At 60.5% G+C, this 25,343-nt stretch carries 24 protein-coding genes; 15 read left to right on the plus strand and 9 right to left on the minus strand.

Annotated elements, in window-relative coordinates; all coding sequences use genetic code 11:
• Window positions 1-203: 203 nt before the first annotated feature.
• The 3 genes from SH292x_RS11990 to SH292x_RS12000 are packed head-to-tail and all read left to right on the plus strand — an operon-like array spanning window position 204 to window position 4,987.
• On the plus strand, window positions 204-1,979 hold the full coding sequence (locus SH292x_RS11990) for a MotA/TolQ/ExbB proton channel family protein (RefSeq protein ID WP_442481235.1): 1,776 nt from the start codon (window positions 204-206) through the stop codon (window positions 1,977-1,979).
• Complete coding sequence (locus SH292x_RS11995; protein ID WP_442481236.1) at window positions 1,976-3,946, plus strand: hypothetical protein; 1,971 nt, start codon at window positions 1,976-1,978, stop codon at window positions 3,944-3,946. Before SH292x_RS11990 ends, SH292x_RS11995 begins: the two co-directional genes overlap by 4 nt.
• 15 nt (window positions 3,947-3,961) lie before the next feature.
• On the plus strand, window positions 3,962-4,987 hold the full coding sequence (locus tag SH292x_RS12000) for a hypothetical protein (protein WP_442481237.1): 1,026 nt from the start codon (window positions 3,962-3,964) through the stop codon (window positions 4,985-4,987).
• Here the strand turns inward: SH292x_RS12000 and SH292x_RS12005 are convergent.
• The 3 genes from SH292x_RS12005 to SH292x_RS12015 form a co-directional block, all read right to left on the minus strand.
• On the minus strand, window positions 4,981-5,421 hold the full coding sequence (locus SH292x_RS12005) for an RrF2 family transcriptional regulator (RefSeq protein WP_442481238.1): 441 nt from the start codon (window positions 5,419-5,421) through the stop codon (window positions 4,981-4,983). The two genes, SH292x_RS12000 and SH292x_RS12005, sit on opposite strands and share 7 nt — an antisense overlap.
• A 282-nt stretch (window positions 5,422-5,703) precedes the next feature.
• Entirely contained in the window at window positions 5,704-6,312 is a 609-nt protein-coding gene (locus tag SH292x_RS12010; RefSeq protein ID WP_442481239.1) for a signal peptidase II, read from the minus strand.
• A 37-nt stretch (window positions 6,313-6,349) separates the two neighbouring features.
• Window positions 6,350-6,715 (minus strand): TraR/DksA family transcriptional regulator, encoded by a 366-nt coding sequence (locus SH292x_RS12015; RefSeq protein WP_442481240.1) that lies wholly within the window; start codon window positions 6,713-6,715, stop codon window positions 6,350-6,352.
• Window positions 6,716-7,041: 326 nt separating this feature from the next.
• On the opposite strand from SH292x_RS12015, the gene thrC reads away from it, so the two are divergent.
• Genes thrC through SH292x_RS12035 form a run of 4 tightly spaced genes read left to right on the plus strand, consistent with a single transcriptional unit; the run spans window position 7,042 to window position 11,079 of the window.
• The gene (thrC, locus tag SH292x_RS12020; protein WP_442481241.1) at window positions 7,042-8,457 is read left to right on the plus strand and encodes a threonine synthase; all 1,416 of its coding nucleotides are present in this window, start codon (window positions 7,042-7,044) and stop codon (window positions 8,455-8,457) included.
• Window positions 8,458-8,510: 53 nt separating this feature from the next.
• On the plus strand, window positions 8,511-9,305 hold the full coding sequence (dapB, locus tag SH292x_RS12025) for a 4-hydroxy-tetrahydrodipicolinate reductase (protein WP_442481242.1): 795 nt from the start codon (window positions 8,511-8,513) through the stop codon (window positions 9,303-9,305).
• A 1-nt stretch (window position 9,306) separates the two neighbouring features.
• Entirely contained in the window at window positions 9,307-9,690 is a 384-nt protein-coding gene (locus SH292x_RS12030) for a hypothetical protein (RefSeq protein ID WP_442481243.1), read from the plus strand.
• 39 nt (window positions 9,691-9,729) lie between these two features.
• Window positions 9,730-11,079 carry an MFS transporter gene (locus SH292x_RS12035; RefSeq protein WP_442481244.1) on the plus strand — a complete coding sequence of 450 codons (1,350 nt, stop codon included), beginning with the start codon at window positions 9,730-9,732 and terminating at the stop codon, window positions 11,077-11,079.
• Between the two features lie 114 nt (window positions 11,080-11,193).
• Here SH292x_RS12035 and SH292x_RS12040 read toward each other — a convergent pair whose 3' ends face one another.
• On the minus strand, window positions 11,194-11,550 hold the full coding sequence (locus tag SH292x_RS12040) for a heavy-metal-associated domain-containing protein (RefSeq protein ID WP_442481245.1): 357 nt from the start codon (window positions 11,548-11,550) through the stop codon (window positions 11,194-11,196).
• 39 nt (window positions 11,551-11,589) lie between these two features.
• Window positions 11,590-12,957, minus strand: a complete 1,368-nt coding sequence (gene thiC, locus SH292x_RS12045) for a phosphomethylpyrimidine synthase ThiC (RefSeq protein WP_442485856.1) — start codon at window positions 12,955-12,957, stop codon at window positions 11,590-11,592.
• Window positions 12,958-13,126: 169 nt separating this feature from the next.
• On the opposite strand from thiC, the gene SH292x_RS12050 reads away from it, so the two are divergent.
• Together SH292x_RS12050 and SH292x_RS12055 are read left to right on the plus strand one after the other, a co-directional pair.
• Window positions 13,127-13,801 carry a metallophosphoesterase family protein gene (locus SH292x_RS12050; RefSeq protein WP_442481246.1) on the plus strand — a complete coding sequence of 225 codons (675 nt, stop codon included), beginning with the start codon at window positions 13,127-13,129 and terminating at the stop codon, window positions 13,799-13,801.
• Between the two features lie 178 nt (window positions 13,802-13,979).
• On the plus strand, window positions 13,980-14,747 hold the full coding sequence (locus SH292x_RS12055) for a PEP-CTERM sorting domain-containing protein (protein WP_442481247.1): 768 nt from the start codon (window positions 13,980-13,982) through the stop codon (window positions 14,745-14,747).
• A 4-nt stretch (window positions 14,748-14,751) separates the two neighbouring features.
• On the opposite strand, the gene SH292x_RS12060 is transcribed toward SH292x_RS12055, so the two are convergent.
• A complete protein-coding gene (locus SH292x_RS12060; RefSeq protein WP_442481248.1) occupies window positions 14,752-16,248 on the minus strand; it encodes a trypsin-like peptidase domain-containing protein in 1,497 nt (498 codons plus the stop codon).
• A 24-nt stretch (window positions 16,249-16,272) separates the two neighbouring features.
• Window positions 16,273-17,400: a recombinase RecA gene (recA, locus tag SH292x_RS12065; protein WP_442481249.1), complete on the minus strand. Its 1,128-nt coding sequence runs from the start codon at window positions 17,398-17,400 to the stop codon at window positions 16,273-16,275.
• Window positions 17,401-17,668: 268 nt separating this feature from the next.
• On the opposite strand from recA, the gene SH292x_RS12070 reads away from it, so the two are divergent.
• The 3 genes from SH292x_RS12070 (at window position 17,669) to larE (ending at window position 20,860) form a co-directional block, all read left to right on the plus strand.
• On the plus strand, window positions 17,669-18,988 hold the full coding sequence (locus SH292x_RS12070) for a family 16 glycoside hydrolase (protein ID WP_442481250.1): 1,320 nt from the start codon (window positions 17,669-17,671) through the stop codon (window positions 18,986-18,988).
• A gap of 117 nt (window positions 18,989-19,105) precedes the next feature.
• Window positions 19,106-19,906: a UvrB/UvrC motif-containing protein gene (locus SH292x_RS12075; RefSeq protein ID WP_442481251.1), complete on the plus strand. Its 801-nt coding sequence runs from the start codon at window positions 19,106-19,108 to the stop codon at window positions 19,904-19,906.
• Window positions 19,907-20,029: 123 nt separating this feature from the next.
• Window positions 20,030-20,860 carry an ATP-dependent sacrificial sulfur transferase LarE gene (larE, locus tag SH292x_RS12080; RefSeq protein ID WP_442481252.1) on the plus strand — a complete coding sequence of 277 codons (831 nt, stop codon included), beginning with the start codon at window positions 20,030-20,032 and terminating at the stop codon, window positions 20,858-20,860.
• A gap of 43 nt (window positions 20,861-20,903) precedes the next feature.
• Here larE and SH292x_RS12085 read toward each other — a convergent pair whose 3' ends face one another.
• Window positions 20,904-21,326: a hypothetical protein gene (locus SH292x_RS12085; protein ID WP_442481253.1), complete on the minus strand. Its 423-nt coding sequence runs from the start codon at window positions 21,324-21,326 to the stop codon at window positions 20,904-20,906.
• A gap of 80 nt (window positions 21,327-21,406) precedes the next feature.
• A complete protein-coding gene (locus SH292x_RS12090; protein ID WP_442481254.1) occupies window positions 21,407-23,110 on the minus strand; it encodes a cation:proton antiporter domain-containing protein in 1,704 nt (567 codons plus the stop codon).
• Window positions 23,111-23,331: 221 nt separating this feature from the next.
• On the opposite strand from SH292x_RS12090, the gene SH292x_RS12095 reads away from it, so the two are divergent.
• From SH292x_RS12095 to SH292x_RS12105, 3 genes are all read left to right on the plus strand, one after another.
• Window positions 23,332-23,604 (plus strand): hypothetical protein, encoded by a 273-nt coding sequence (locus tag SH292x_RS12095; protein ID WP_442481255.1) that lies wholly within the window; start codon window positions 23,332-23,334, stop codon window positions 23,602-23,604.
• Window positions 23,605-23,953: 349 nt separating this feature from the next.
• Window positions 23,954-24,361: a GntR family transcriptional regulator gene (locus tag SH292x_RS12100; protein WP_442481256.1), complete on the plus strand. Its 408-nt coding sequence runs from the start codon at window positions 23,954-23,956 to the stop codon at window positions 24,359-24,361.
• On the plus strand, window positions 24,358-25,332 hold the full coding sequence (locus tag SH292x_RS12105; RefSeq protein WP_442481257.1) for an ABC transporter ATP-binding protein: 975 nt from the start codon (window positions 24,358-24,360) through the stop codon (window positions 25,330-25,332). Before SH292x_RS12100 ends, SH292x_RS12105 begins: the two co-directional genes overlap by 4 nt.
• Window positions 25,333-25,343: the final 11 nt, after the last annotated feature.

Below are 25,343 nucleotides of genomic sequence, written 5' to 3' on the forward strand. Positions count from 1 at the left end.
ACTGAATTGGAAGGGACAGATCTGCCTTCAGTGCTTGCACCACCAGCACTCTCGCCTAGTTGAATTTGACACTTTGACTGGTTGAGTTTAACGATTACGCCGATCTTAGCGTTGAGGGCCCGCAGGTCGGCTGCGCACCTGCTATGCAAACGCCCGGTGGTGAGGCAATGGATTGCCTCCAGACCGAGAAAGGATGCTCGAACGTGTCACGAATTGCTTCGTTTTCCGAATGGCTGCTTCGCTCCCCCATCCTGTGGGGCGGTTTGGCTTGGATGCTGTTCTACGCGCTCTTAAAGCAGGACGTGATCAATAGCGACTTGCTCGACCGCTACGTCATGGGGCACTGGATCGAGAAGGTTACCTTCGCACTTGGCTTTATTGCCATGGCGGGACTCGCGATCCGGGCTCTAGGGCTGATCAAACAATTCGCGGTGCTCGACCGCACGCTGCTCGAACCGATCTCGGCGGGCGGGCAACCGACGAGCGACGCCCCGCGACTCATGGAGCAATTGGACGAAGTCCCTGCCTTGTATCAAGGTACGTACTTGATCCAGCGGGTGCGTGCGGCGCTAGAATTCGTCACTCGTAAAGACTCGGCCGAGACGCTCGACAAACAACTATTGCACCTCGAAGAGCTCGATCTCGACCGCATGTCGAACGGCTATTCAATGACACGAATCATTCTATGGGCCGTCCCGAGCCTCGGCTTTTTGGGCACGGTGCTCGGTATCGGCGAGGCGGTCGGACATTTGTCGTTCGACGCCGAGGCGATTATCGAGTCGCTTAAACAAGTGATTCCGCCACTGACTTTCGCGTTCGATACGACGGCCGTGTCGCTGACGCTCGCCATCCCCATCATGTTCGCCAAGTACGTGGTGGAGGGCATGGAGTCGAAGCTGCTATCGCGGGTGGACACCCGCACCGAGGCCGAGCTAGTGGGCCGGTTCTTCCAGTTCGGTTCGGCGAACGATCCACAGGTCGCGGCTGTTCGCCGGATGGCCGAGCAGGTGGTTCGCACCGTCGAAACGATGAGCGTCCGCCAGGGTCAGATCCTCCGCGACACCATCGAAGAGAGCCACCGCCACTGGGCCGACATCACCGCGGCCACGGGCAAGTTGCTCGACGAGTCGCTGCAGTCGTCCATTCACGACAGCCTCGAACGTCACGCGCAGACGCTTACCACGTCAACCGATCGCCAGGTGAAGGCGCTAGAGCACCTGCTCGGCAGCCAACTTTCGGCGATGAACACGGCGATCGAGAACCAGATCACGCTGCTGAACGAAGGGGTCAAACGAAACGTCAACGCCATCGAGAATGGTGTGGTAAGTCGCCTGGAACTGATCGACGACTCGTTCATTAAGCACAGCCGCGAACTCGACTCAGTCGTTTCCAAGCAGATTGAAGTGCTGGGTACCTCGATCCAAACGCAGTCCGAGTCGCTCCAGGGAGTCACTAGCGACCTGATTGGCAAGCTCCGCGACGGACTGGAGCGGATGGCCGAACTGCTGGTCGAAGCTTTGCACAAGCATGGTGAAACCCTGACGAAGAGCGAAGAGGAACTCGCCCAAGAGAACCGCCGCCACTTGTCAGAAGTCGAAGCGGCTCTGGGCGAAGCGATGGTGCTGGCTGCCGATCGCCAAGAACGCTTGGTGCAGCAGAGCGAGAGGATGCTCGGTGGCATGCAAAACGCCCTGGTCGATGCCGCAAGTGCGACGGTCGAGCAGCAACAGCAGCTCGTTCGTCAAGGCGATATCTTGCTGCAAGTCGTGGATGCTACGGGGCAGATCAAACGACTTGAAGACACGCTCAACAATAATCTGGCGACACTGGGTCGCACGCACAACTTCGAAGAAACGTTGCTCAGCCTGTCGGCTGCCATTCAACTGCTGAGTGCCCGCATGGGTCGCGAGGGCGCTGGTCGCCCGCATGTCGATTTCGACTCGCCCCATGTCGGCAACAAGTCTAGCCACGCCGCATGAGCCGCGCCAGTCGCCGCAACAACACGATTACGGCCTCGCTGTTCCCGTTTCTCGCCGTGCTGTTGTGCACGATGGGGGTGCTGGTGGTGCTGCTGGTAGTCATGGCGAGCGTGCAGCTCGACCAGGCCGAACGCAAGTACATCAGCAAGCACCCATCGAGCGCACCGGCCGTCGACGACGCGGAACAGAAAGCCTTGAGCCAGGTGCTCGCCCAAATGGACGAAGCGGCCGCCGAGTTTGCGCGCGGTCGCGAGGAGCTACTCGCTCGATTACGCCGTGGCGAGCAAAGGCTCGGCGCCATGGAGCAGGACATCCGTCGCCGGCAGGAGCAGCTGCAACTGTTGCGGGCTCAGGTCGCGGAACTAAAGTCGCTCGACAAAGGTGCCACGGACGATCTTGCCCAAGCAGAGGAGCGGCTCGCGAAACAGCGAGCACTGCTCGCCGAAACGAAGGCGGAAATCGAGAAGCTACGCGCCGAAGCTGGCGAAGGCTCTAAGAGCTACGCCCTCGTACCCTACGATGGTGCGAATGGAACGCACCGCCAGCCGGTGTACATCGAATGCCTGCGCGACAAAGTGATCTTCCAGCCCGAAGGCATCGAGCTCGGCCCCGCGGACTTCAACGAAGCATTGTTGTCGGGTGGCCCCCTGCCCTCCGCCGTTCGCGCGGCCCAGCGGTACTACATCGATCAGGGTTTGTCGGACGCGAAGGAAGCTTACCCGCTGGTGATTGGTCGGCCCGATGCTTCGGGTTCCTTCGCGCGGGTTCTGGCGACCCTTACCGAGACGAATATGGAGTTCGGCTACGAAGTGATCGACGCCGACTGGAAGCTCGACTACAGCGCCGCCGATCCAGCGCTAGCGAACGAGATTCGCCGTGCTGTTGAAAATGCTCGACTCAAAATGGCGCAGTACCGCGAGCGGGCACCTGGCACTTTTGTGGAGAACGAGCTGACAACCTTCAGCTTCGGGCCAAGCTTGCTCGAACGAGTTCGTCGCGGCCAGATGCCGAGCAACTACACGCCGGTCGGTGGGCGATCGGGTGGAGGTGGCGACGCGGCGATGATGCTCAGTCGCGGTGGCATCGACGTGGGACAGTTGGCACAGGCGCTCGAATCGGCTGCGGCTCAATCAAGCGGCAGCCCCATGAACGGCAGCGGCATGGCAGGCACCATGATGGGTGGCCAGCCTCCGACGGGACAAATGGCGGGAGGCGGCACGGGCTCTCAAGGCAACGGCCAGGGCCAGGAAGGTACCGAGCCGCAACTCGACCGCTACGCCGCGGTCGATATGGCCCGCAAGCAAGCCGAGGAAGCTGCGAAGGCGGGCGACGGGACCGTCGACCCTTCGCAGATGACGGCGGCCGATGCGCTGAATGGCCCCTCGCTCCAAGGGGGACAGGGAACGAGCCAAGGATCGGGTGAGAACCAGAACACCCAAGCCGGACCGGGACAGCCCACACCGCCATCGACGCTGGCAGAGCAAGCTGCGGCGCTCGCCGCCGCGAAGAACGGCGAAGCAGCGCAGAGTGAAAAGGGAGCGAGCCAGGGCAACGCCTCTCAAGGGGCCCAAGCACAAAGCGGGCAGGTATCGGGTGCGTCGGGGATGATGGGGGAACCTTCGCCCTACGCGATGCCAGTCACTCCGCGTGACGCCCCGCTACCCGGCATGGCACTGGTGCGCACGATCAAGGTACGGGTATCGCCGCAGGAACTCGTGGTTCGCTCTAGCAAGAGTTCGGCCGCGGACCGTAGTATCCCGCTCGACACCGACATGCGTGCCGCGGCGACCAAGTTCGTCGATGCGGTTCGTAAAGAGGTAACCGACTGGGGCATTGCGGGCGACGGCTTGTACTGGCAACCGGTGCTTGAGATGTCAGTCGCCCCCGGCGGTGAAAACCTGGCTCAACAACTCGCCACGGCCTTGCGGCAGAGTGGTGTTGAAGTGCGACTCGCAAAGCTGCCTTAGACTTGGACGACGGACATGGCTCGATATCGCAAATCCGACGACATCAACAACGAAGAGAGTGTCCAGGACTCGTTCCTCGACATCGTCGCCAACATCGTCGGCATCTTGATCTTGCTGGTGATCATCGTCGGTGTCCGCGCCGCCATGCAGCCGCAGATTGTCGAAGAGCAGGAGGTCGCCGCTTCGACGGGGCCAGTCATCACCGAGGCGATGCTCAAGGAACGCGAGTCGAAGCTGCTTGCCGCTCGGTCCGACATCGCGAACCTCGTCAATCGCGTTGCCGAAGTAGAGGTCGAAGCTGAGAGCATGGAAGTGAGCCGCATGCACTTGGCGTCGTACAACAGCGAAGTGGCGGCGGAACTCGAACAGGCTAAGTCAAAACTGAGCGAGGACGAAGCGGCGAGGCTCGCGGTGCGGAGCGAGCTCGCGAAGGCCGATCACGAGTGGGAAAAGGTCATGCTCGAGAAGGTTGCTTTGGCCTCGAAGACCGAAGAAACCGAGAAGTTGATTCACACCCCGACGCCCATCGTCCGCTCGCAGAGCGAGAAGACGCTGCACCTGCGGCTCGAGAAAGGCCGGGTGGCGGTGGTGCCATTCGAGGCGCTACTTGGTCAGCTCGATGGCCGCCCGCTCGACGCCCATCGTCGCGACTTGCAGCGACTCGGTGGCATTGGTCGCTTAGGGCCGATCGCTGGCTTTGAACTCCAGTACGCGCTCATCTCGCGAGCATCGGAACCGGGCCCCGGCGGAGCACGCCAGGTCATCACCTTTTTGGCCGGCGAGATTCATCCGGCATCGGAGTACGTTGGCGAAGAGTTGGACGAGGCCTTAGCATCTGGCTCCGCGTTCCAAGCGGCACTCGCCAAGTCAAATCCGCGTGACACCATTGTGATGGTGTGGACTTACCCCGATAGCACCTCGCAGTACCGCCAACTGCAAGGTGCCTTGCGCGAACGTCAATTTGCTGTGGACTTGCGACTCTTGGACGCCGGCACGCACATCTCGTTCTCGCCCGAAGGTCGCAAGACCGCGGCTCAGTAGCCGGGACTATAAACTTCCACCTCGGCCTCGGCCTTCGCGGGGCATTCGAGTAAGTCTGCGATACTGGTCTGGGAAAGCTCCTGCCGCACCAAGCTGGCCAAGCGATTCATGCTGGTCGCCATTTGCTGACGGGCATGATCGCCGAGCGAGGGCAGCGGTGGCACGCTGGGGACAATGGGCGTGTCAAACGCCTCGTACACTTCGAGTAGCGTGATCTCGCCGGCGGGCTTGGCTAGCACGTAGCCGCCGTCGACCCCGCGTATGGAAGTCAGCAGCCCCTGGTTGACCAGCGAGCGAAGGATCTGCAACAGAAATCGTTCGGGCATCTGGCCCTCGCGAGCTAGCAGATTACAAGGAATAGGCGTCTTGGTGTCCGCAAGGGCCAACTGGAGTAATGCCTGAATGGCATACGCCATCGATCGTGATACTCTCATCGCACCGTCTCCTACAATGCACCATCTTGATTGGAAACCTGTGTTGCATCCTCCCAGCTTGAACCCAACTCGAAAACAGTGACGAATTGCCTAGCCTGACTCTTTAGGCAGTTCATCACATGAGGTCACTACATTTTTCTGACATTTTGTTCGACGCGGCGGAAGCCCGAATTCGATGGCAAACCTGCTATTTCGGAAAGCCCCACAACTTTGCGGCCATTTAGTTCAATGAAACACATTAAGAGTGTTCCATATCCGCACACTTAAGACTAAGACCGAAGACTAAGACCGAGCAGCGACCGGCTTTTCGAAGAAGGCTTTCACCAACACGATGCCCGCGCCAGCGACAAGCAGAGAGTCGGCAATGTTGAAGTTCGGCCAGCGGTACTTGTCCCCCCACTGCAGGAGTATCCAGTCGCGTACCGCATAAGCCGTGGTGCCGATGCGTTCGGGGTCATACCACCACGTTTCGCCGTGCAATCCAAGGCGATCGAACAAGTTGCCGAGAATGCCTGCCATGATGCAGCCGATCGCAAAGGTAAGCCACGCATCGCTCGCCGCGCCATAACGGAAGAGCCACATCGGGAGGCCAATCGCGGCGATTACCGCGAACGTTGCAAAGATCCAAACGAATCCTTGCCCCATGCCGAACAGGGCGCCCTCGTTGAGACTGAGTTGCAATCCCATGTAGTCGGGCACAAGCCACCAGATCTGGTGCTCGCGCAATTCCTGCTGCGCGAACACCCAGTGCTTGCTCCAAAGGTCGGCGACCAACCCCACTGCGGTGGGGATCAGAAACAACAGCAGCCGACCACGCAACGAGTACGAAGCCGCCGCAGGCGCGGGGCCAGTGGCGGCTGAATTCGCAGGCGTGGTGTCGGTAGCGGACATCCTATGTCCCTTGCGTGATGCGAGGCGTCGAGACTGTTTAGTTGTTTTCCAACTTCTCGGCGCACTTGATGCACATGGGCGTGTAAGGCAGCGCACTGAGCCGCGTCTTGGGGATCACCCCTTCGCACTCAACGCACTTGCCGTAACTGCCGTTGTTGATCCGCTCGAGGGCCTCGTCGATTCGAAGCAGGGTGTCTTCTTCGGTGGCCACTAGGCTCAGCGTGAACTCCTGCTCGAAGTTTTCGCTCCCTAGTTCGGCCATGTGGATCGGCATGCTGGAGGTGTCCCCCTCCAAGCCATTGTTTCGCAGGGCCGCGTCGGCCATCGTCGAAACATCGCCCCGCAGTCGGGCACGGAGTGTAAGGAGCTGATTCTTGAAAGCCTCGGCGTCGGTCTTTTTCATCAAGGTCTCCGGATCAGGGCGATTCGTCGTAAGTCGGCGGATCGGTCTCAGTGGTCTCACTAGGCCATGGGCCAGACCCGTCATTCTAACCCCACGGCTACGCGGGGTCTACAAAGATGCACTGTAGGGGTCGTGCGGGCGGGTGTTCCGAGTTGCGGCGTCGCAGAACGTCCAGTACACTTCAGTAACTTGTTTGATAGTGGCGATTTACGATCAGAGTGAGTCTCCCGATCGAGTTCGTCCCCGGCCTGCTGTACCCCCGATTCGGTGGCGGGCCATCCCCCAAATACCCCCATGCCGGCGTGCCAGCCGAGGAGAATTTAGCTGTGTCCACCCGCGTGGCAACCTCGAAGCAACTAGCCCTGCAGCGGTGCATCATGCCGACCTGTGGTGCCACCTACGACCTGGGCGAGGTACGCACCAACTGTGGCGAGTGCGGTTCGCTGCTCGACATCGCCTACGAGTGGGACCGCCTGCCGGTTCCTTCGCACCTGCGCGAGTTCGAAGCCAAGTGGACGCGGCGCAACGATCCCCTGTGCCGCAGTGGTGTGTGGCGGTTCTACGAGCTGCTGCCCTTCGCTCCCCCCGAGAAGGTGGTAACCATTGGCGAGGGGCAGACGCCATTGATGGTTTCCGATGGCGTCGGAAGTTTCGTCGGCATGAAGCCCGGCAAGCTGCTACTCGAGTACGAAGGGATGAACCCGTCGGGCAGCTTCAAAGACAATGGCATGACCGCCGCCTTTACGCATGCCCACACCATCGGTGCGAAGCGCGCCGCGTGCGCGTCGACAGGTAACACGAGCGCGTCGCTCGCGCTCTACTGCTCGGTAAGCAAACTGATGCAGGCCGTGATCTTCATCGGCTCGGGCAAGATCAGCTACGGCAAATTGTCGCAGGCGCTCGACTACGGCGCGCTCACCATCCAGATCACTGGCGACTTCGACGACGCGATGCAACGGGTGCGCGAAGTGAGCACTCGGATGGGCATCTACTTGGTGAACAGCGTTAACCCGTTCCGGCTTGAAGGTCAGAAGACCATCATGCTGCGAGTGCTTGAGAGCCTCGACTGGCAGGTGCCCGACTGGATCGTCGTGCCCGGTGGCAACTTGGGCAACAGCAGCTCGTTCGCCAAGGCGTTCATGGAACTCAAAGAGCTGGGGCTGGTGGATCGAGTGCCGCGTCTCGCCATCATCAACGCCAAGGGTGCCGACACGCTGTACGAGCTGTATGAGAATCGCGGTCTGCGGTGGAACAACGGCGCACCGAATACCAAGATCACGGACGGCTACTACGCCGAGCTCGACGCCGGTCACCTTCGCGCCGACACCATTGCCAGCGCGATCGAAATCAATCGCCCCGTAAACCTCGACAAATGCTTACGAGGGCTAGAGTTCATGAACGGCGTCGTTCGCGAAGTGAACGACCAGGAGATCCTCGACGCCAAGGCTCAAGTCGGCGCGAGTGGTCTGGGCTGCGAGCCAGCTAGCGCCGCGAGCGTTGCGGGTGCCAAGCTTCTTCGTGAGCAAGGTGTCATTGCGCCAGACGAGCAGGTCGTGTGCATTCTCACCGGCCATCAGCTCAAGGACCCCACCGCAACGGTGGCGTACCATACCAGCGATCAAAAAGAGTTCGACCGCGTGCTCGGCAGCCGTGGTGTCAGCCGTGCCGCGTTTGCCAACCGCGCGGTACAAGTGGACAACGACCTCGATGCCATCGTTCGAGCAATCCAGCTCAACAGTTAGTCGGCTTTTCACCCATTCACTACAGCTAAGTCATTCATCACGAGAAGCATCCCTTGCCGATCAAAGTAGCTATTCACGGAGCCGGCGGACGTATGGGCCAGCGGCTTGTTGCCTTGGGTGTTGCCGATCCGAACATCGAAATCGTGGCGGCCCTCGAATCGGCCAAGCACGGCAATGCCGGAAAAGACGCGGGCGTGATCGCCGGCGTCGGCGAGATTGGTGTGACGCTCGGTCCACATTGGCCCGAGGCAGTGGATGCCGTGATCGACTTCTCGGTCCCCGAGGCAACCAGTGAACTTGTCGCCAAGTGCGTCGAGCATAAGGTGCCCCTGGTGTTCGCAACGACGGGATTGAGTGATGCCCAGGAAGCCGAAATTATCGCCGCCAGCCAACACATCCCCATCGTCAAAGCCGCGAGCATGAGCATGGCAGTGAATCTCGCCATGAAGCTGACCGAGATCGCGGGCAAAGCACTTCGCGATCACCCCACCGGCGCCGATGTCGAAATCATCGAGCGGCACCACCGCTTCAAGGAAGATTCGCCCAGCGGCACGGCGCTCGCGTTTGGCAAGATCGTCGCCGGTGCGATGGGCCAGAGCCACTCGCAGCACGGCCGCTCGGGCCGCCCCGGTGCGAGGCCGCACAACGAGATTGGCTACCACGCCATTCGCGGTGGCGACAATCCGGGCGAGCACACCATCATCTTCGGGCTGCTCGGCGAAACGATCGAGCTTCGCGTTGCCGCGACCAACCGCGACTGCTACGCACGCGGGGCGTTTGTCGCTGCGGAATGGTTGCAGGACAAGTCGATGGGCCTCTACAACATGCAAAACGTCCTCGGCCTATAGCATGGCGAAGTGCGACGAAGGCTATCTGTGCGAAGTTTGCGGCGAGGATGTTGCCTCGCTGGTCGATAGCGATTTATACCTTCGCTACGTCATCGGCATGATCGACCCCGAAGTGCTGCATACGTCCAAAGAACGTCATCTTCGCTGCAACCCTGCGCTCGCTCAGTTCATCGTCGACGAGAAATTCGCCCCCGTGATTGCCGAGGGCCACTTTGACAAGCGCGAGTTAGATCCGCAGTTTGTGAGCGAGCGTGAGCAAGTTGTCACGCGAGGATGGCACCGGCTTCGCGAATTGGTGTCGCTCGATTTGCCGATCATCGAGTACCCGCTGCCCGAGGTCCTTGAGCGGATTCGCTCGAAGTCCGGCTATTACCCAGAGCGGTGACCTTGCGGGCAAGTCCTAGGCCCGTTCATAATCGGCCGCATGAACGACGCACTCCCGCCGCACGACTCGCCCGTTACCGCTTTGCCTGGTATCTCGCATCGAACCCAGCCCACGCTGCTGGCCGACCGCAGTTTTTGGGGAATGGCGATCACGCAGTTCCTCGGTGCGTTCAACGACAACTTGTTTAAGCAGCTGTTGCTGCTACTCGCCACACCCGCACTCATCGCCGGAGCCGCCGCGCCGAAGGGCGATCGCCAAGCCGAGGCGACCATCGTCTTTGCCCTTGCTTTCATCCTATTTTCTGGCATCGCGGGATGGCTTGCCGATCGCACCAGCAAGCGAACGCTCATCATAGGGTCTAAGGTTGCCGAAATCGTCGTCATGGCAGCAGGCATGATTGGCTTCTACTACTACAACCTGGTTGGCTTCAACGGCATGCTGGTCGTCCTGTTCCTGATGGGATTGCAGAGTGCCTTCTTCGGTCCCCCTAAGTACGGCATCCTTCCCGAGGCCATCCGCGCGTCCGACCTTCCCCGCGCTAACGGCATCTTCCTGATGTTCACGTTCGTGGCCATCATCTTCGGCATGGGGCTGGCGGGACTGTTGATTCAAGAAGGTGCCGACGCCGAGACGGCGGCTGATGGGGTCTGGCGAGGCTCGGCTATTTGCGTGGGTATCGCGGTGGTCGGCACGATCACTTCTTTCTTCGTCTGGCGCGTCCCCGCGGCAACACCCGGCACGCCACTCCGCGCCCAAGACCTTTTCGTGCCAGGCGACATCATTCGCCTAGTGCTTCGCAATCGCCAACTAATGCTCGCCTTGCTAGTCACTAGCACGTTCTGGATGCTCGGCAGCATCGTTCAGCAGGGCGTGAACGCACTCGGCAAAACGCAACTTGGTCTCGACAACAAATGGACGAGCTTTCTCGCCGCGATGATGGCGGTCGGCATCCCGATTGGCTGCGTGGTGGGAGGCATCCTCTCTAAGGGTCGCATCAACCCGCGCGTCGTCGGCGCGGGGGCGTACGGCATGTTCGTATGCCTCGCGCTGCTGGCGATTCCTGGCGGACCCAACAACCATCTGCTCGGTTTCGGCGGAACCATCCCGGTGCTAGTGCTCCTGGGATTCTTTACCGGCATGTTCGTGGTGCCGATTCAAGTGTCGCTCCAAGTGCTTCCGCCGCCGGAAGACAAGGGCCGCATGATCGCCGTGATGAACCAGTGCAACTTCCTAGGCATCATCGCCGGCGGCGTAATTTTCCTGGGGGTAATCAAAATCCTCGAAGCCGGCAACTGGCCGCGAAACTTGGTGTTCGCCGCCACGGCCGCCATCATGCTGCCGATCGCACTACTCTATCGTCCCGAAGAGCGGACCTTGAGTGATGAGTAGCGATCCAGAGTTGAGAAAAAAGTAGCCGGACTCGCAAGAGTTCGGGGAGCCACTCGTGGGCCACCCGAATTCTTGCGAATCCGGCTACAAGGAAATTCGGTTTTACTGCGTGCTCTAGCTCTTCGCACCGTCAACAACCGTTGCTTCGCCGAATTGCTCTTCAAGAACGGTGCGGGCGGCTTCGCTGTCGAATTCGCCATCTTTGACGGCGATTGTGGCCTTCTTGGTCTCGGGGTCGGCCTTCACGTCCACCACACCTTCGACGTCCTTCAGCAGCTCACAAGCAGTCGCCGAGCAGTGTTCGCAGTGCAGGCCTGGGACATCGATTTCTACGGTAGGATTGCCACCCGCGTTAAACACGACGGGCTGAGCAGCGGGGGCTTCGGGTGATGCCACCGGGGCGGTTGGATTTTCGGCGCAACCAATCATGGCACCGAGCGACAACAGAGCAAGGGCACTGAGCGTACGCATAAAACTCTCCGTTACAGAAGTAGTAAGTGCGAAGTGCACTTACGAATGATTCGAACCAATCTCGACCAACTGGTCTCCGCCAGGTAGCTCGTCGGCCATCTTGCGGATGTCTTGAGTAATCTTCATCGAGCAGTACTTCGGGCCGCACATGCTGCAGAAGTGGGCGCTCTTGAACGTATCCTGCGGCAGCGTCTGGTCGTGGTACGCGCGGGCCGTTTCGGGGTCGAGGGCCAGGCGAAACTGCTCGTTCCAGTCGAATTCAAAGCGGGCCTTCGACAGGGCGTCGTCCCAATCGCGAGCCCCCGGACGATGGCGAGCCACGTCCGCGGCGTGCGCCGCAATCTTGTAGGCCACCATGCCTTGCTTGACGTCTTCGGGCTCGGGTAGGCCAAGGTGTTCCTTGGGCGTCACGTAGCAAAGCATCGCCGCACCGTACCAACCCGCGAGGGCAGCGCCGATGCCGCTGGTGATGTGGTCGTAACCGGGAGCAATGTCGGTCACAAGCGGGCCGAGCACGTAGAACGGAGCGCCATCGCACACTTCGATCTGACGCTCGATGTTCATTTGGATTTGGTCCATCGGCACGTGACCGGGACCTTCAACCATCACCTGGGTGCCACGCTCGCGGCCGCGCATGGTGAGTTCGCCAAGCACGTCTAGTTCTGCAAACTGAGCGTGATCGCTGGCGTCGGCAATGCTACCAGGACGCAAACCATCACCTAGACTCCAAGTGACATCGTACTGCCGCATGATGTCGCACAGGTCGTCGAACGACTCGTACAGCGGATTCTGCTTGCGATGCGTCATCATCCACTTGGCGATCAACGAACCGCCCCGGCTCACAATGCCCGTGACCCGGTTCATCGTATAAGTGAGGTGTTCGAGCAACACGCCGCAGTGCACGGTCATGTAGTCGACACCCTGCTTCGCCTGATGCTCGACCATGTCCAGAAAGTTCTGCGGCTTCATGTCCTCGATGTTGCCGCCTAGCTCTTCGAGCATCTGGTAGATCGGCACCGTACCAATCGGCACGGGCGAGGCGGCAATGATCGCTTGGCGAATGCGGTCGATGTCCTTGCCGGTCGACAAGTCCATTACCGTGTCGGCCCCAAAGTGGACGGCCATGTGCAGTTTTTCAAGCTCGCCATCCACGTTGCTGGTGACGGCCGAGTTGCCAATGTTGGCGTTCACCTTGCACTTGGCGGCGATGCCAATACCCATCGGCTCAAGCCGGCCGGCGAGGTGCACGCGATTCGCCGGAATCACCATCCGCCCCGCCGCCACTTCGCTGCGGATGAGCTCGGGTTCGAGGTGCTCGCGATTCGCCACGAATTCCATCTCGGGCGTGATACTTCCGGCGCGGGCAAGTTCGAGTTGAGTGATCGGCTCGGGCATGGTGGCTTTGATGTCTCTTGAGGCACGCGGGTGCGCATCGCAACTCGATGGCAGTTAGGGATTTGTATCATCCTACCGCCCTGCCCCCTGATGTCAACGAAGACCCGGGCGGGGCGTTGATCCCCAGCCGGTCATGCGGAACAATGCGAAAGGTCAACTCTGCCCCTAACTGCCCACCCGTATGTCTCAGCGAGTCATTGCCATCGGCGACATTCATGGTTGCGCCGAAGCTTTTGCCTCGATCCTGGAGCGGATTGCCCCCAGTCCCGACGACACGGTGGTGGTGCTTGGCGACATCGTCGATCGAGGACCGCAAAGTCGCGAAGCGATCGAAACTATGTTGAGTTGGGCCGACCGGACCAACATCGTCCCGATTCTCGGCAACCACGAGGAGATGTTGCTGGCAGCGGTCGACCGCCCGTCGACGGCTAGCAGTTGGCTGCTATGCGGCGGGCAGGAAACGCTCGCCTCGTACGGCGTGAAAACGGCCGCCGAACTGCCTCACGAGCACCTGCTGTACCTGCGAACGTGGGGCGATTGTCATGAAACGGAGAGCCACTTCTTCGCCCACGGCAGCTACGACCCGGCCGCGCCACTGGACGACCAAGAATGGGGCTACCAGCGCTGGCAGTCCCTCCGCCACGCCCTTCCAGCGGCCCACCAAAGCGGCAAAACGGCTATCGTGGGCCACACTTCGCAGAAGGATGGCGAGGTGCTGGACGCTGGCTACTTGGTGTGCATCGACACCTTCTGCTGCGGCGGCAAGTGGCTTACCGCGCTGGACACGACCACAGGCGAGCGCTGGCAGGTCGACCCGCGCGGTAAACCGCGATCCGGATCGCCAAGGTCCGCTTGAAGACCAGCGGCGAGCGTTTGACACCCGCAAAACCGGCAAAACTGGCTCAATGGATCCGCCAATAGCTGCAATTTCTTCGTCCGTGGCGCGGGTCGCGGGTATAATGGACGCAGGTCCCGGCCCCCACCGGTCGCGCCCACCGTCTTGTCCGGAACAGCCGTCTCGCCCTGATATTGTCATGCCTTTACCCCATTTCGCACCCGTACTAGCGGTGGTGATCGCCAGTGTTGCGCTCGCTCTGCCTACGCGTGCCGAATTGGCGGCGACGGTGCGACTCTCGACCGGGGAAATGCGGCTAACAAATCTTGGAGAGGTGGACTACACGCTGGTCGCCTACCAGATTCATTTCCCCACCAGCGATCTACTTTCCGACCAGTGGCTGCACATCGCCGGCCTGACTGATGCGTCGATAACGGGGGATGGCTCGGTCGATCCCACGGGCTCGTGGCTGATTATCACTCCCACCCCCGTAATGGACGAACTGCCGCCCACGTCGGACCAGCTAGTGGAAGGCACCGTGACTGGCCTGGGAGCAGTCCTTTCGCCGGGTGAACGACTGCTATTGGGCACGATCTGGAACCCCAGCACGCCACGTAGCATTGAAGTCTTCGCGTCGGACAACAACGCACCGTCAACGAGTATCGCCGTCAGCTACATTCAGCCAGGCGATTATGACGAGAATGGCATCGTCGATGGCGACGACTACTCGCTTTGGAAAACATCGTTCGGACAGTCGGGCGACGCCCTGCTCGCCGATGGGAACGCCGATGGAGTGGTCAACTTGGCCGATTACAGCGTTTGGCGGGACAACCTCGGCGCGGTCGCGCTAGGTCCCGAAGTTGTGGCGCCCCTCTTCACTTCGTCGGAAGTGGTTCCAGAACCTTCGACCCTGGTCCTAGCGATTCTCGCTCTCGCCGGGGTTCGGGCGGTCGCACTTCGGCGGTAGATATTTACTCAGCCGGCGCCTGGGGTACGGCAGTGTCTTGCGCCGCTTCGGTGCCCGTAAATCTGAGATTCACGGTATCGTCCGCCTCCGCGACCGCCTCGTAAAATTCGTCGGGCGATGCGACTCGCTTCTCTCCAACGTGACTGATGAACATGCCCGGCTTGATGCCTGCCGAATCGGCCGCACTTCCGGGCTCCACTTCGATCACGGCAACGCATCCTTGGGGGTCGACCAGATTCTGCATGGCAGCCTGATCAATCGAGGTAAGCGGCGCAGCTGTTGAGTAGTCGACCTGCAAGCCACGCCAGTTTCGCAGGCCCGTTGTGTAAATCTTGTCGCCAGGAACGTAGTACTTTGAGAGCGAGACTGGCACTTGCATCTCCTGACCGTTGCGATACAGCCGCACGTTCACCGGCTTGCCAGGAGGCAAGCTGCTGACGTGAAGTTGCAAGTCGGCGACGGTGGCAATCTCCTTGCCCTCGACCTCCACCAGGCGATCGTCGGGCTGAATGCCGGCCTTTGCCGCGGCGCTACCAGGCACGACGCGCCCGACTACGGCGCCAGCGATGCCGTCGGTCTGGCGCTCGGGACCGATAAGCGACAATCCCAACAGGCCGTACTCCACTTCGCGGCCTGCCTTCAAATCGTCCACAATCCGGCGAAAAGTTGAAGTCATCGGGATGGCGTAGCCGGCTGGCGATTCGTGACCGGGGAGCGTCCCCGCCACGGTGGTAATGCCTACGAGCTTGCCCGAGAGATCAACCACCGCCCCGCCGCCCGTGCCCCAGTTGAGCTTGGCATCGACCTGTATAAGGGTCCCGAGGTGATGCAGCGTGGTCGCGTAGCCAAGCCCTTGCTCGTCGTTGGTGTTGTTCAGATTGGTGGTGGGCGTCGCACGCTGGCCGATATTGGACACGGTGCCCCAACTGGCGGATGCTTGGCCGCTGGCAAGGATCGCCTGCGGGTTGCCAACGGTCAAAACGAAGAAACCCTTTCGCAGTTGATCGGCGTCGCCGATCTCCAACGCGGGGATGCCGGTGGTTTTTACCTCCAAAACCGCCAGCCCACTTCGCGGATCGGCGGCCTTCACCGTGGCATCGAGCTGACGGCCATCGCTGGTGGTGATGCGATGCAGGCTTCCCCGCCGGACGTTGAGGTACTGCGTTAGAATCAGTCCCTTTTCCTCAATGACCACCCCCGCGCCACATGGCTCGAAGGGGTCGCGTGAAGTCGGGGCGAACGCGCCAAAGTTCGATTCGAACGCCGGAAAGGCTTGAGCCTGGTCGCCGCCACCGCCGGGTGCCCGGCTAATGGCGACGACGCTTGGTTCCACCTTTGCGATAAGGTCCGCTAGCGCTTGCTGGTACTCGCCGAGTGCGGCCAAGGCCGCCGGCGGCACCGGGGTATCCTGCCCGCGCACTCGGCTCGGAAATGCAATAGCCACCCCGCTCGCCAGGGCGAGCAGCACCAGTGCCAGGGAACTCTTACGCCGTGCAGTCAATCGCCGCTCCATCCACATTGAGGATTAGAGTTCGTCTTCCGAGTACTCTTCTTCGACCGATTCGCCGCCACCACCCTTCGCAGCCAGCAGATCGTCGAAACCACCCGCCGCCAGGATCTTCTCCTTGATCTCCTCGGTGATCTCGGGATTCTCCTTCAGGTACATGCGGGCCTTCTCCTTGCCTTGTCCCAGCTGCATGTCGCCATAGCGGAACCAAGCACCGGTGCGGCCGACGACCTTCTGCTCGATGCCCAGGTCGAGGATATCGCCTTCGTAGCTAATGCCGTCCTTGTGCATCATGTCGAATTCTGCCACGCGGAACGGCGGAGCGACCTTATTCTTCACGATCTTCACGCGGACGCGCTGGCCCACTACGTCTTCGCCATCTTTGAGCTGCCCGATCTTGCGGACGTCGATACGGCAGGACGAGTAGAACTTCAGGGCGCGACCACCGGGGGTGGTTTCGGGGCTGCCGAACATCACGCCGATTTTCTCGCGGATCTGATTGATAAAGATCACCGAGGTCTTCGACTTGGCGATGGCGGCGGTCAGCTTGCGCATCGTCTGGCTCATGAGCCGGGCTTGCAGACCGACGTGTGAATCGCCGATTTCGCCATCGAGTTCCTTTTTAGGAACCAGAGCGGCGACCGAGTCGACCACGATCACGTCCACCGCGTTGCTCTTCACCAGCATCTCGGTGATGTGCATGGCTTCTTCGCCGTGGCCCGGCTGGCTGACCAGCAGGGTTTCGAGGTCCACGCCGAGCTTCTTGGCCCAACTTGGGTCCAGCGCGTGCTCGGCGTCGATGAACGCCGCGATGCCGCCGTTCTTCTGAGCGCTTGCTATCACGTGCAGGGCCAGTGTGGTCTTACCGCTCGACTCGGGGCCGAACACCTCGATGATGCGGCCACGCGGGATACCCTGGCCACCCAAGGCCATGTCGACCGACAGGCTACCTGTGGTAATGCCTTCGATCCGGCGATCGGCCTCACTGCCGAGGGGCATAATGGCACCGTCGCCAAACTGCTTCTCGATCGCCAGCACCGTATTCTTGAGCTCGGGGCTGTTCTCGAGCATCGCGAGGCGCGGGCTCTTAGCGGATTTATCGGCGGCTTCTTTAGTCGACTTCTTCGATTGCGATTTCTTGGCCATGCGGTTATTCGGGGTTGCGGTGGCGACCATGTTTAAGCTCCCATTTTATCTATTAAAGCTAGGTTTGTATGCAAGCGGGTGGCTAGCGGTCTCCGCCGCCCGAATCACTGTACGCAAGGCAACTATATTGATGTTCACAAACAAATGCAAGTACTTTTTTGCAAGTTTTTCCTCCCCCTTTTCCCCCCTCCAATGCTCGCATTTCGGCTCTGAGAGGTGTTAAAATAGGCCGACTTTACCCCCTGCCCTCCCCCGCCGGAGCACTGAAATGCCCGCTTTTTACGCCGCCACCCTGCGTTCGGTTCTCTTGTTTCTCGTTTGTACACTAACTCTCCCAAGTGGGGCCTCCGATGCCACTACCAAGCCGGCTCCGCGAGATGCCAATTGGCTAAAGCGGCACGAGTCGATCAACAAGCAGGCCCAGGAGAAAAAATGGGACCTGGTGTTCATTGGCGACTCGATTACCGCCGGTTGGGGTGGGGCTGGCAAGAATGTGTGGAAAGAGCGATACGCCCCGCGGAACGCCGGCAACCTCGGCATCGGCGGCGACCAGACCCAGCACGTCGTCTACCGCATCGAGAATGGCAACTTGGAGGGGCAATCGCCGAAGCTAGCGGTGGTGATGATTGGTACTAATAACTTAAGCAAGGGCCGATTCTCACCCGCCGATACCATCGAAGGGGTCACTGGGGTTGTCGAATCGATTCGCGAGGCAACCCCCGAGACGAAGATCCTGCTGCTGGGAGTATTTCCCCGCGGGCAGGCGGCTGACGATCCTCACCGGGCCACGATTGCCGAAACCAATAAGGCCATTAGCGAACTCGCCGATTGGCAGAACGTCCACTACCTCGACATCGGCCACGTGTTTCTTGAAAAAGACGGTACGCTGAGCAAGAAGATCATGCCCGACTTCCTGCACCTCAGCCCCTCGGGCTACCAGCGCTGGGCCGACGCAATCGAGGAGAAAGTGGCCGAGCTTCTCGGCGAGCAGGTTCCGGCGCGGACATCGTTGTTCGATGGCAAGTCGCTCGAAGGGTGGACCAACGAAGATGGCGCCGCGCCGAAAGGTTGGGCGGTTGTGGATGGCACGCTGGCGGTCACCGGGTGGGGAGAAGACGCCTTCACGAATAAGGATTTCGGCGATTTCGATTTCCAGGCCGAGTGGCGGCTGCCTCGTAAGGGCAACGGGGGCATTTTCTACCGTGTCGCCGACTACAAGTACATTTGGTTGGGGCCCGAGTATCAGTTGGTAGACGACGTAACGCGAGACCTCGACCCATGCGCGAACGAATCGACCGGCTCCAGCGTCGATCTCTACGGTCCGCTCGCTTGCAAGCCAACTCGCCCGCATAGCCAATGGAACCACACACGAATCGTCGTCAAGGATAATCACGTCGAACATTGGCTCAATGGAACTCGGATCCTCGAATACGATCTGCTGACCGACGACTGGCACGCGCGTGTGAAGGACAGCAAATTTGCTCGGCTGCACCCCTACTTTGGTCAGCCCGAGCGTGGGAAGTTCATGCTTCAGAATCACGTGGGCAGTCGCGTTCAGTACCGCGATATCGTGGTGCGCGAGCTCTAGCCCACTACCTATGCCCTTTGGCACAACACGGCTTGGTGCGCTATAATTGGATGTCGCTCGGTGTCTATATACCGACGCGGTTTGAGCAGTTTGTCGAGAATCTCCTTTGGAAAAGCCGTGTCGCCCGATATCGATCCAATTCTTGGTGACTGGGATTTTCGTCCCGACGAAGTGACGGTGCGAAGCATTCGCACGGAGGACGGCAGTGAGCGAATTCAGCTGCGGCTCGACCTTGGATTGCTCCAAATGCACGTCGACGGCCGGCCTGATGGCCGGCGGATTCACGACTGCGAGTCCTGGCTCGAATACCACCAGCGGCGGCAAGCCCAACACGACGCCGCCAACCCCGACGCGGCCCGCTACTTACTCGATCCCGAAGATTGCATCGAACTGCTGCGCGAGGGAATGCAGTACTACCACCGCTACCTGAGCTTCTGGCATTTAAGTCGCTACGAGCTTTGTGCTCGCGACACTACGCGGAACTTGGAGCTATTTCGTTTCGTCCGCAATCACGCCCGTCACGACCGTGACAAGTTGCAATTCGATCAGTGGCGTCCCTACGTCACGATGATGCACACCCGCGCCGTGGCAACGCCACTCGTAGAACTCGAGGAAATGGAAGCCGCGATTGGGGTGATCGATAGTGGCATCCAGCAGCTCGAGGATTTCCTCGCCGAGTACGGGCAAGAAGAGCAATCCGACCGACTGGGCGAGCTTCAATTCCTCCGCCGATGGCGGAAGGACCTGATGACGCAAAGTGGGGATTCGACCGCCGACGATGAGGGGGCGCCCGACCCCGTAGAGCAGCTCCGCGAGCAGCTTGCCGAGGCAATCGCCGAGGAACGTTACGAACTGGCCGCTGAGCTGCGTGACCAGCTTCGCCGGCTGGAGAATCCTCAGCCGCCGCAGTTGCCATAGCGACACGTGTTCGCGGGAATGCCAAGTTCCCGGAACTTCAGGCAGCTATTCGGATTCATCGTGGCCTTTCGTTCTGGTATGCTGAGATTGCGCAAAACTATGGTGCCCTTCGGAACCCCTGCCGTGAAGTCGACGCTGACCACCTCCTGCCTAGCCGACGAACTCGTGGCGTGCGTCGCCCAGTTCGAAAGCTGCGTGGTAGCGTATTCTGGTGGCGTGGATAGCGCGGTGGTGGCGAAGGCCGCCCATCTCGCGCTCGGCGATCGAGCCGTTGCTGCAACGGGCGTAGGGGCGGCCATTCCGGATAGCGAACTCGATATTGCCCGACGCGTGGCGGCGGACATTGGTGTAAGGCACGTCGAACTATCGACCAGCGAGATCGAAGTCGCCGAGTACGTAGCGAACGCCCCCGACCGCTGCTTCCACTGCAAGTCAGAACTTTACCGCGTACTGGCTCGTTACGCCGCGAACGAAGGTTTCGCAACCATCGCCAATGGCACGATCGTCGACGACCTTGGCGACTACCGTCCAGGCCTCGTGGCTGCGGACAATGCCCGCGTACGGAGCCCTCTGGCGGAGTGCAAGTTTGATAAGGTGGCCGTACGGCGATTGGCCGAGCACTGGCAACTGGAAGTGTGGGACAAGCCCGCGGCACCGTGCCTCGCAAGTCGCATCGCTTATGGCGAGCAGGTGACGCCCGAACGTCTAAAGCGCGTCGACTTGGCTGAGCAATTGTTGCGGAGCCTCGGCATTCGCGAATGCCGCGTCCGCCATCACGCAGGCGACTTGGCTCGCATCGAGGTACCCTTAGACGTCCTGCCTGTAGTCACTGAGCCCGCCGTTCTGGAGTGGCTTACTCAGGAGTTTACTCAATTAGGGTTCCGCTACGTGACGCTTGATCTCGCCGGCTTCCGGTCGGGGAGCTTGAACGTGGGGCTACCGGTTTTGCAGTAGCAGGTCGCTTTCTAGTCGCGGGAGTGCTCTCCTCGCTGGATCTTCAATCGGCATTGGTTGACGGCGGCATGATCGAGCGCGAACGCTCATGGATGCGGTGCATAGTTAAAGCAACAAGGCCGCCAGCAATCGGCGAAAGCTGGCAAAAAGCCAGCACACCGAGAAAGAGACGCTGGTCGCCATCACCCTGGTCAAAGAGATCGCTCCAGCTGATGTCGAAGAGAACAGCCGTGAGCAATAGATAGCCGATAATGGTGGGTCCGATACCACTTGCTCCGCAGCCAATCCAAAACGGCCTCCAACAACCACGTGAGTAAAGAACTCCGCCGACGAATAGAGCCGGCGTGATCAATAGCACGCTCGCAAGCACCAGCAAACCAATTCCCCAGGGCAGTGCAAAAACGGCGGCAGCATACACGGCGACCGCGGTGGTTAGGACGAGCAGTTTCAGAAGAGAGAATCTCACGCAGCCACCTCCGTGGACGTCATCGGCCAGCAAGGAATATAGTCGCCACTAGCATATGGGGCCACACACTTTTTTCGACCCTACTCCTGCTTTGACGCCGCCGCGGCCTTGAGCGCCGCCATGAGTTGCGTGTAGTTCGACGCCCTCTGAATTCGTTCGAGGCACTGAGGGTCGCGGAACATGTTAGCGATGTCGGCAGACAGCTCGAGTTGGATGGTCGGCTCTTCACTGGGAGTGACGAGTAACAGGATGACATGAGCTGGCTGGCCATCGGGGGCGTCGAACGAAATGCCAGCTTCCGAGACCCCCATGACGACCACCGGGGCCTTAAGCTCCGCAAGCCTTGCATGGGGAATTGCCACGCCATGGCCAATGCCGGTGGCGGCGAGTTGTTCGCGTTCCCACGCGAGTTCGATAATTGTCTCGGCGCTTAGGCCGGCTTGGTCCGCAGCCACACGGGCCAGCTCGCAGATGGCATCCCAGCGTGTTTCGGCAATCAAATTGGGCAAATAGGTCTTCGCCGACAGCAGAGGCATCAACCTTTGTGATTGCCGGCGGCTCAGCACGCGTCGAATCAAAGGTCCACCTACGGCCGACGTGACGATCGCCATGATCACCAGCGCGACGAACAGGCGTTGGCGAATGATGCCCGCTTCGAGCGCAAGCGTGCCAAGGATGATCTCCATCGCACCACGGGCGTTCATCGCAAACCCAATCGCCCAGCGTTCCCGCGTTGGGAAACCACCCCAGCGAGCACCTAGCACCGCGCCGAACAGTTTGCCCACGGTCGCCACTAGCAGCACCATCAGCACTAGTGGCAGATCGAAGTGAGTGACGAAGTTCACCTTAAGGCCAATGCTCGCGAAGAACAGCGGCGCGAAGATGAACGAAACGAACTCGTCGATCATCACGCGGGTTCGCTCGGAGAGGTGCGACGAATCGCCGAGCGCAACGCCAACCAGAAACGCCCCGAAGATCGCGTGGATGCCGGCGAACTCGGTGAACGCCGCGCCGAGCAGGCCCATCGTTACGGCGAAACCAAGCACGCCGCCCGGATAGTGCGTGTAAGCTTGCAGGAACGGCAAGCAGCGATGCATCGCCATGCGGCCAATGGTAAGCACGAAGATCGCGAAGGCGATGGTAAGGATCAACGTAGTCCCGATGCCTATCCCAGCGCTGTGGGTCCCCATCATGCCCAGGATGATGGCGAAGATGGTCCAGCCCACTAGGTCGTTGAAGATCGCCGCGCTGACGACCACCATGCCGAAGTCGGTACGGTAGAGATCGAGGTCCATGAGCGTCTTGGCGATGACCGGTAGCGCCGAGATCGCGATCGCCGTACCGACAAATAGTGCGAACACCAGCGGGTCGGCGTCGGTCTGGCGGCCCATCGCTTGCGGCATCAAGTACGCGCACGCTACGCCAATGACGAAAGGAATGATCGTTCCCAGAACGCCAACTTTGAGCGCCGCGAAGCCTTGTTTCCAGACAATCGACAGGTCGACTTCCATGCCGGCGACGAGCAAGAACAGCACGATGGCGAGCGAGGCAATGCCATCGAGCACCACCGCGTTGGGCCCCTCCTGAGGAAACAAGAAGCCCTGCAACTCAGGCGCGAAGTACCCGAAGAGCGTCGGTCCCAAGAGGACGCCGGCAAGAAGCTCGCCCAGAATTGCTGGTTGCCGGAAGCGGCGCGCAAGCTCGCCGAGCGCGCGAGCTACCCCGATGAGCAGCGCCAGCGATAGCAGCATGACGCCAAGTTCGGTGGGGGCCAGTCCTTTCAACGTCTGCTACGCTCCGGGTCGCGGTTTCGCCTGCGTTTGCCGAGCCACCGGCGATGCTTGCACTCGCGGCTCGGCGGGGCGATTGTATCAGAGCGTTGGCCCGGTGCGGTAGGCGGTTCGCCGGGCCCTGTCTGGCCTCGGAACCGGCGCGGTAGAATATGCTAGGCTTTCGGAAGGCTAAGATCGTTTCCTACGAAATCAAAAGTAACGGAGTTTGTAACATGAGGATTCTTGGTGCATTCATTGTGGCTACCGTTGTGAGCTGCGCATGGGCCGGCAGTGCCGACGCCCAGTGGGCGACTCGCGTTTATCGTCCCGTGGTCGTAGCGCCGCAGCCCGTTTGGGTTCAGCCTCAACCGGTTTGGGTCACTCCGCAGCCCATGCGGGCGCCAATGGTTGTGAAGACGCCGCCCCGCGTTTACACTCGCCACCGCCCGATCCTCGGCGGCACCGTGGTTCGCACGCGCCCCGGCACCAAGCAGATCATTTGGTAGTCTGCGATTGAAAAGTTGATATTACGGAAGGAGCAGTAGCAACTCGCGCTACTGCTCCTTTTTTTGTATCGGGGCGGGGTCGTAGGGTGGGTAGTTCTGCTGGCGATTGGTTGTTTGCCAATTCAGAGGCCTTGTTCGCCAGCAGGTTTGCCCACCGTATTGCGTAGCGGTGAAAGGTGGGTGAACCTGTCGGCGTCAGTGGGCGTGCAACTGGATGGGTTCCAGGCGCCGACAGAACCACCCACCCTACGTTTGCGCGCCAACATTTTCCAAACTTCCTGCTTGACGCCTCCCGGCCATAGGTGTACCATCGCACTAGTACGGTGGTTCACCGGCAGGAGCTTATCAAGTGATCATTCGCGTTGACAGCCAAAACGGCGTGCCGGTCTACGAGCAGATCGTCCGGCAAGTGATGTTCGCCATCGCCGACGGCGTGGTGGCTCCGGGCGACTTGCTCCCCAGTGTTCGCGAGCTGGCTCGCGAGTTGGCGATCAATCCCAACACGGTCGCCCGCGCTTATCGCGACCTTCAGTCACAGGGCGTGGTGGAATTTGCGTCTGGCATCGGTCTCGCCGTCAAAAGCGGGGCGCGGCGAGACTGCCAGACACAGCGGCGACAACTTCTCCAGCATCGCATCGGCCTCGCGCTCGAAGAAGCTTTTCTCTCGGGCCTCGACACCGACGCCATCCGCCGAATGGTCGACGCCGAAATCACAAGGCTCGAAAAGCAATCGCCCAACTTGAAAGGATCGGCATGAATAACGTCATCGAGTTGCGAAGCGTCACCAAACGATTCGGCCAGCACACGGCGGTCGATGGCGTGTCGCTCGCCGTGCCGGCTGGCTGTGTGTTCGCGCTGTTAGGCGAGAATGGCGCAGGCAAGTCGACCCTCATTCGTATGCTGCTCGGGCTCACCCAGCCCGACGAAGGCGAGATCCGCGTGCTCGGCCTATCGAGCCGGAAGGATGGCGAAACGATTCGCCGCCAAGTCGGTTACGTTGCCGAGCGCCCCACGCTGTACGACTGGATGACGGCGGCCGAGATAGGCTGGTTCACCGCGGGGTTCTATGGCGAGGGCTTCGAGCAGAACTACCGGCAGTTGCTCACTGGGTTTGGCGTCCCCGCCGACCGCAAAATCGCCCACATGTCGAAGGGCATGCGGGCGAAGGTGGTTTTATCATTGGGCCTCGCGCATCGCCCGAAGCTGCTGGTGCTCGACGAACCGACCTCGGGTCTCGACACGCTGGTGCGGCGCGAGTTCCTCGAAAGTATGGTCGACCAAGCCGCTACAGGACGCACGGTGCTGCTCTCCAGTCATCAGATAGGCGAGGTCGAGCGTGTCGCCGATTGGGTGGCCATCATGCACGAAGGAAAACTGCTTGAACTCGCGAAGCTCGAAGACCTGAAGGCCACCACAAGGTCGTGGACCGTCACAATGGAAGGCAACGCCTCGGCACCACCCACCATGCCGGGCACGCTCATCTCGCGAACTCGCCACGGCCGGCAGTGGCAACTCTTGGTTCGTCATCCAAAGCCGGACATCGACGAAACGATGGCTCAATTGATGGCGGCCTCGGGGGTGGTGTCGGCCGATAGCCACACGCCCTCGCTCGAGGAGATCTTCGTCGCCCGCATCGGTCCCGACGCCGCACCAACCGTGTCGACCGCCGATCCGTTCCGACTACCGAATCGTGACGACGAGTTACTACTAGGCCACGAGCAGTGGTAGTCCGCGAGAAT

This window comes from Aeoliella fuhlenseeensis (genome assembly GCF_052161615.1).
Classification (GTDB): domain Bacteria; phylum Planctomycetota; class Planctomycetia; order Pirellulales; family Lacipirellulaceae; genus Aeoliella.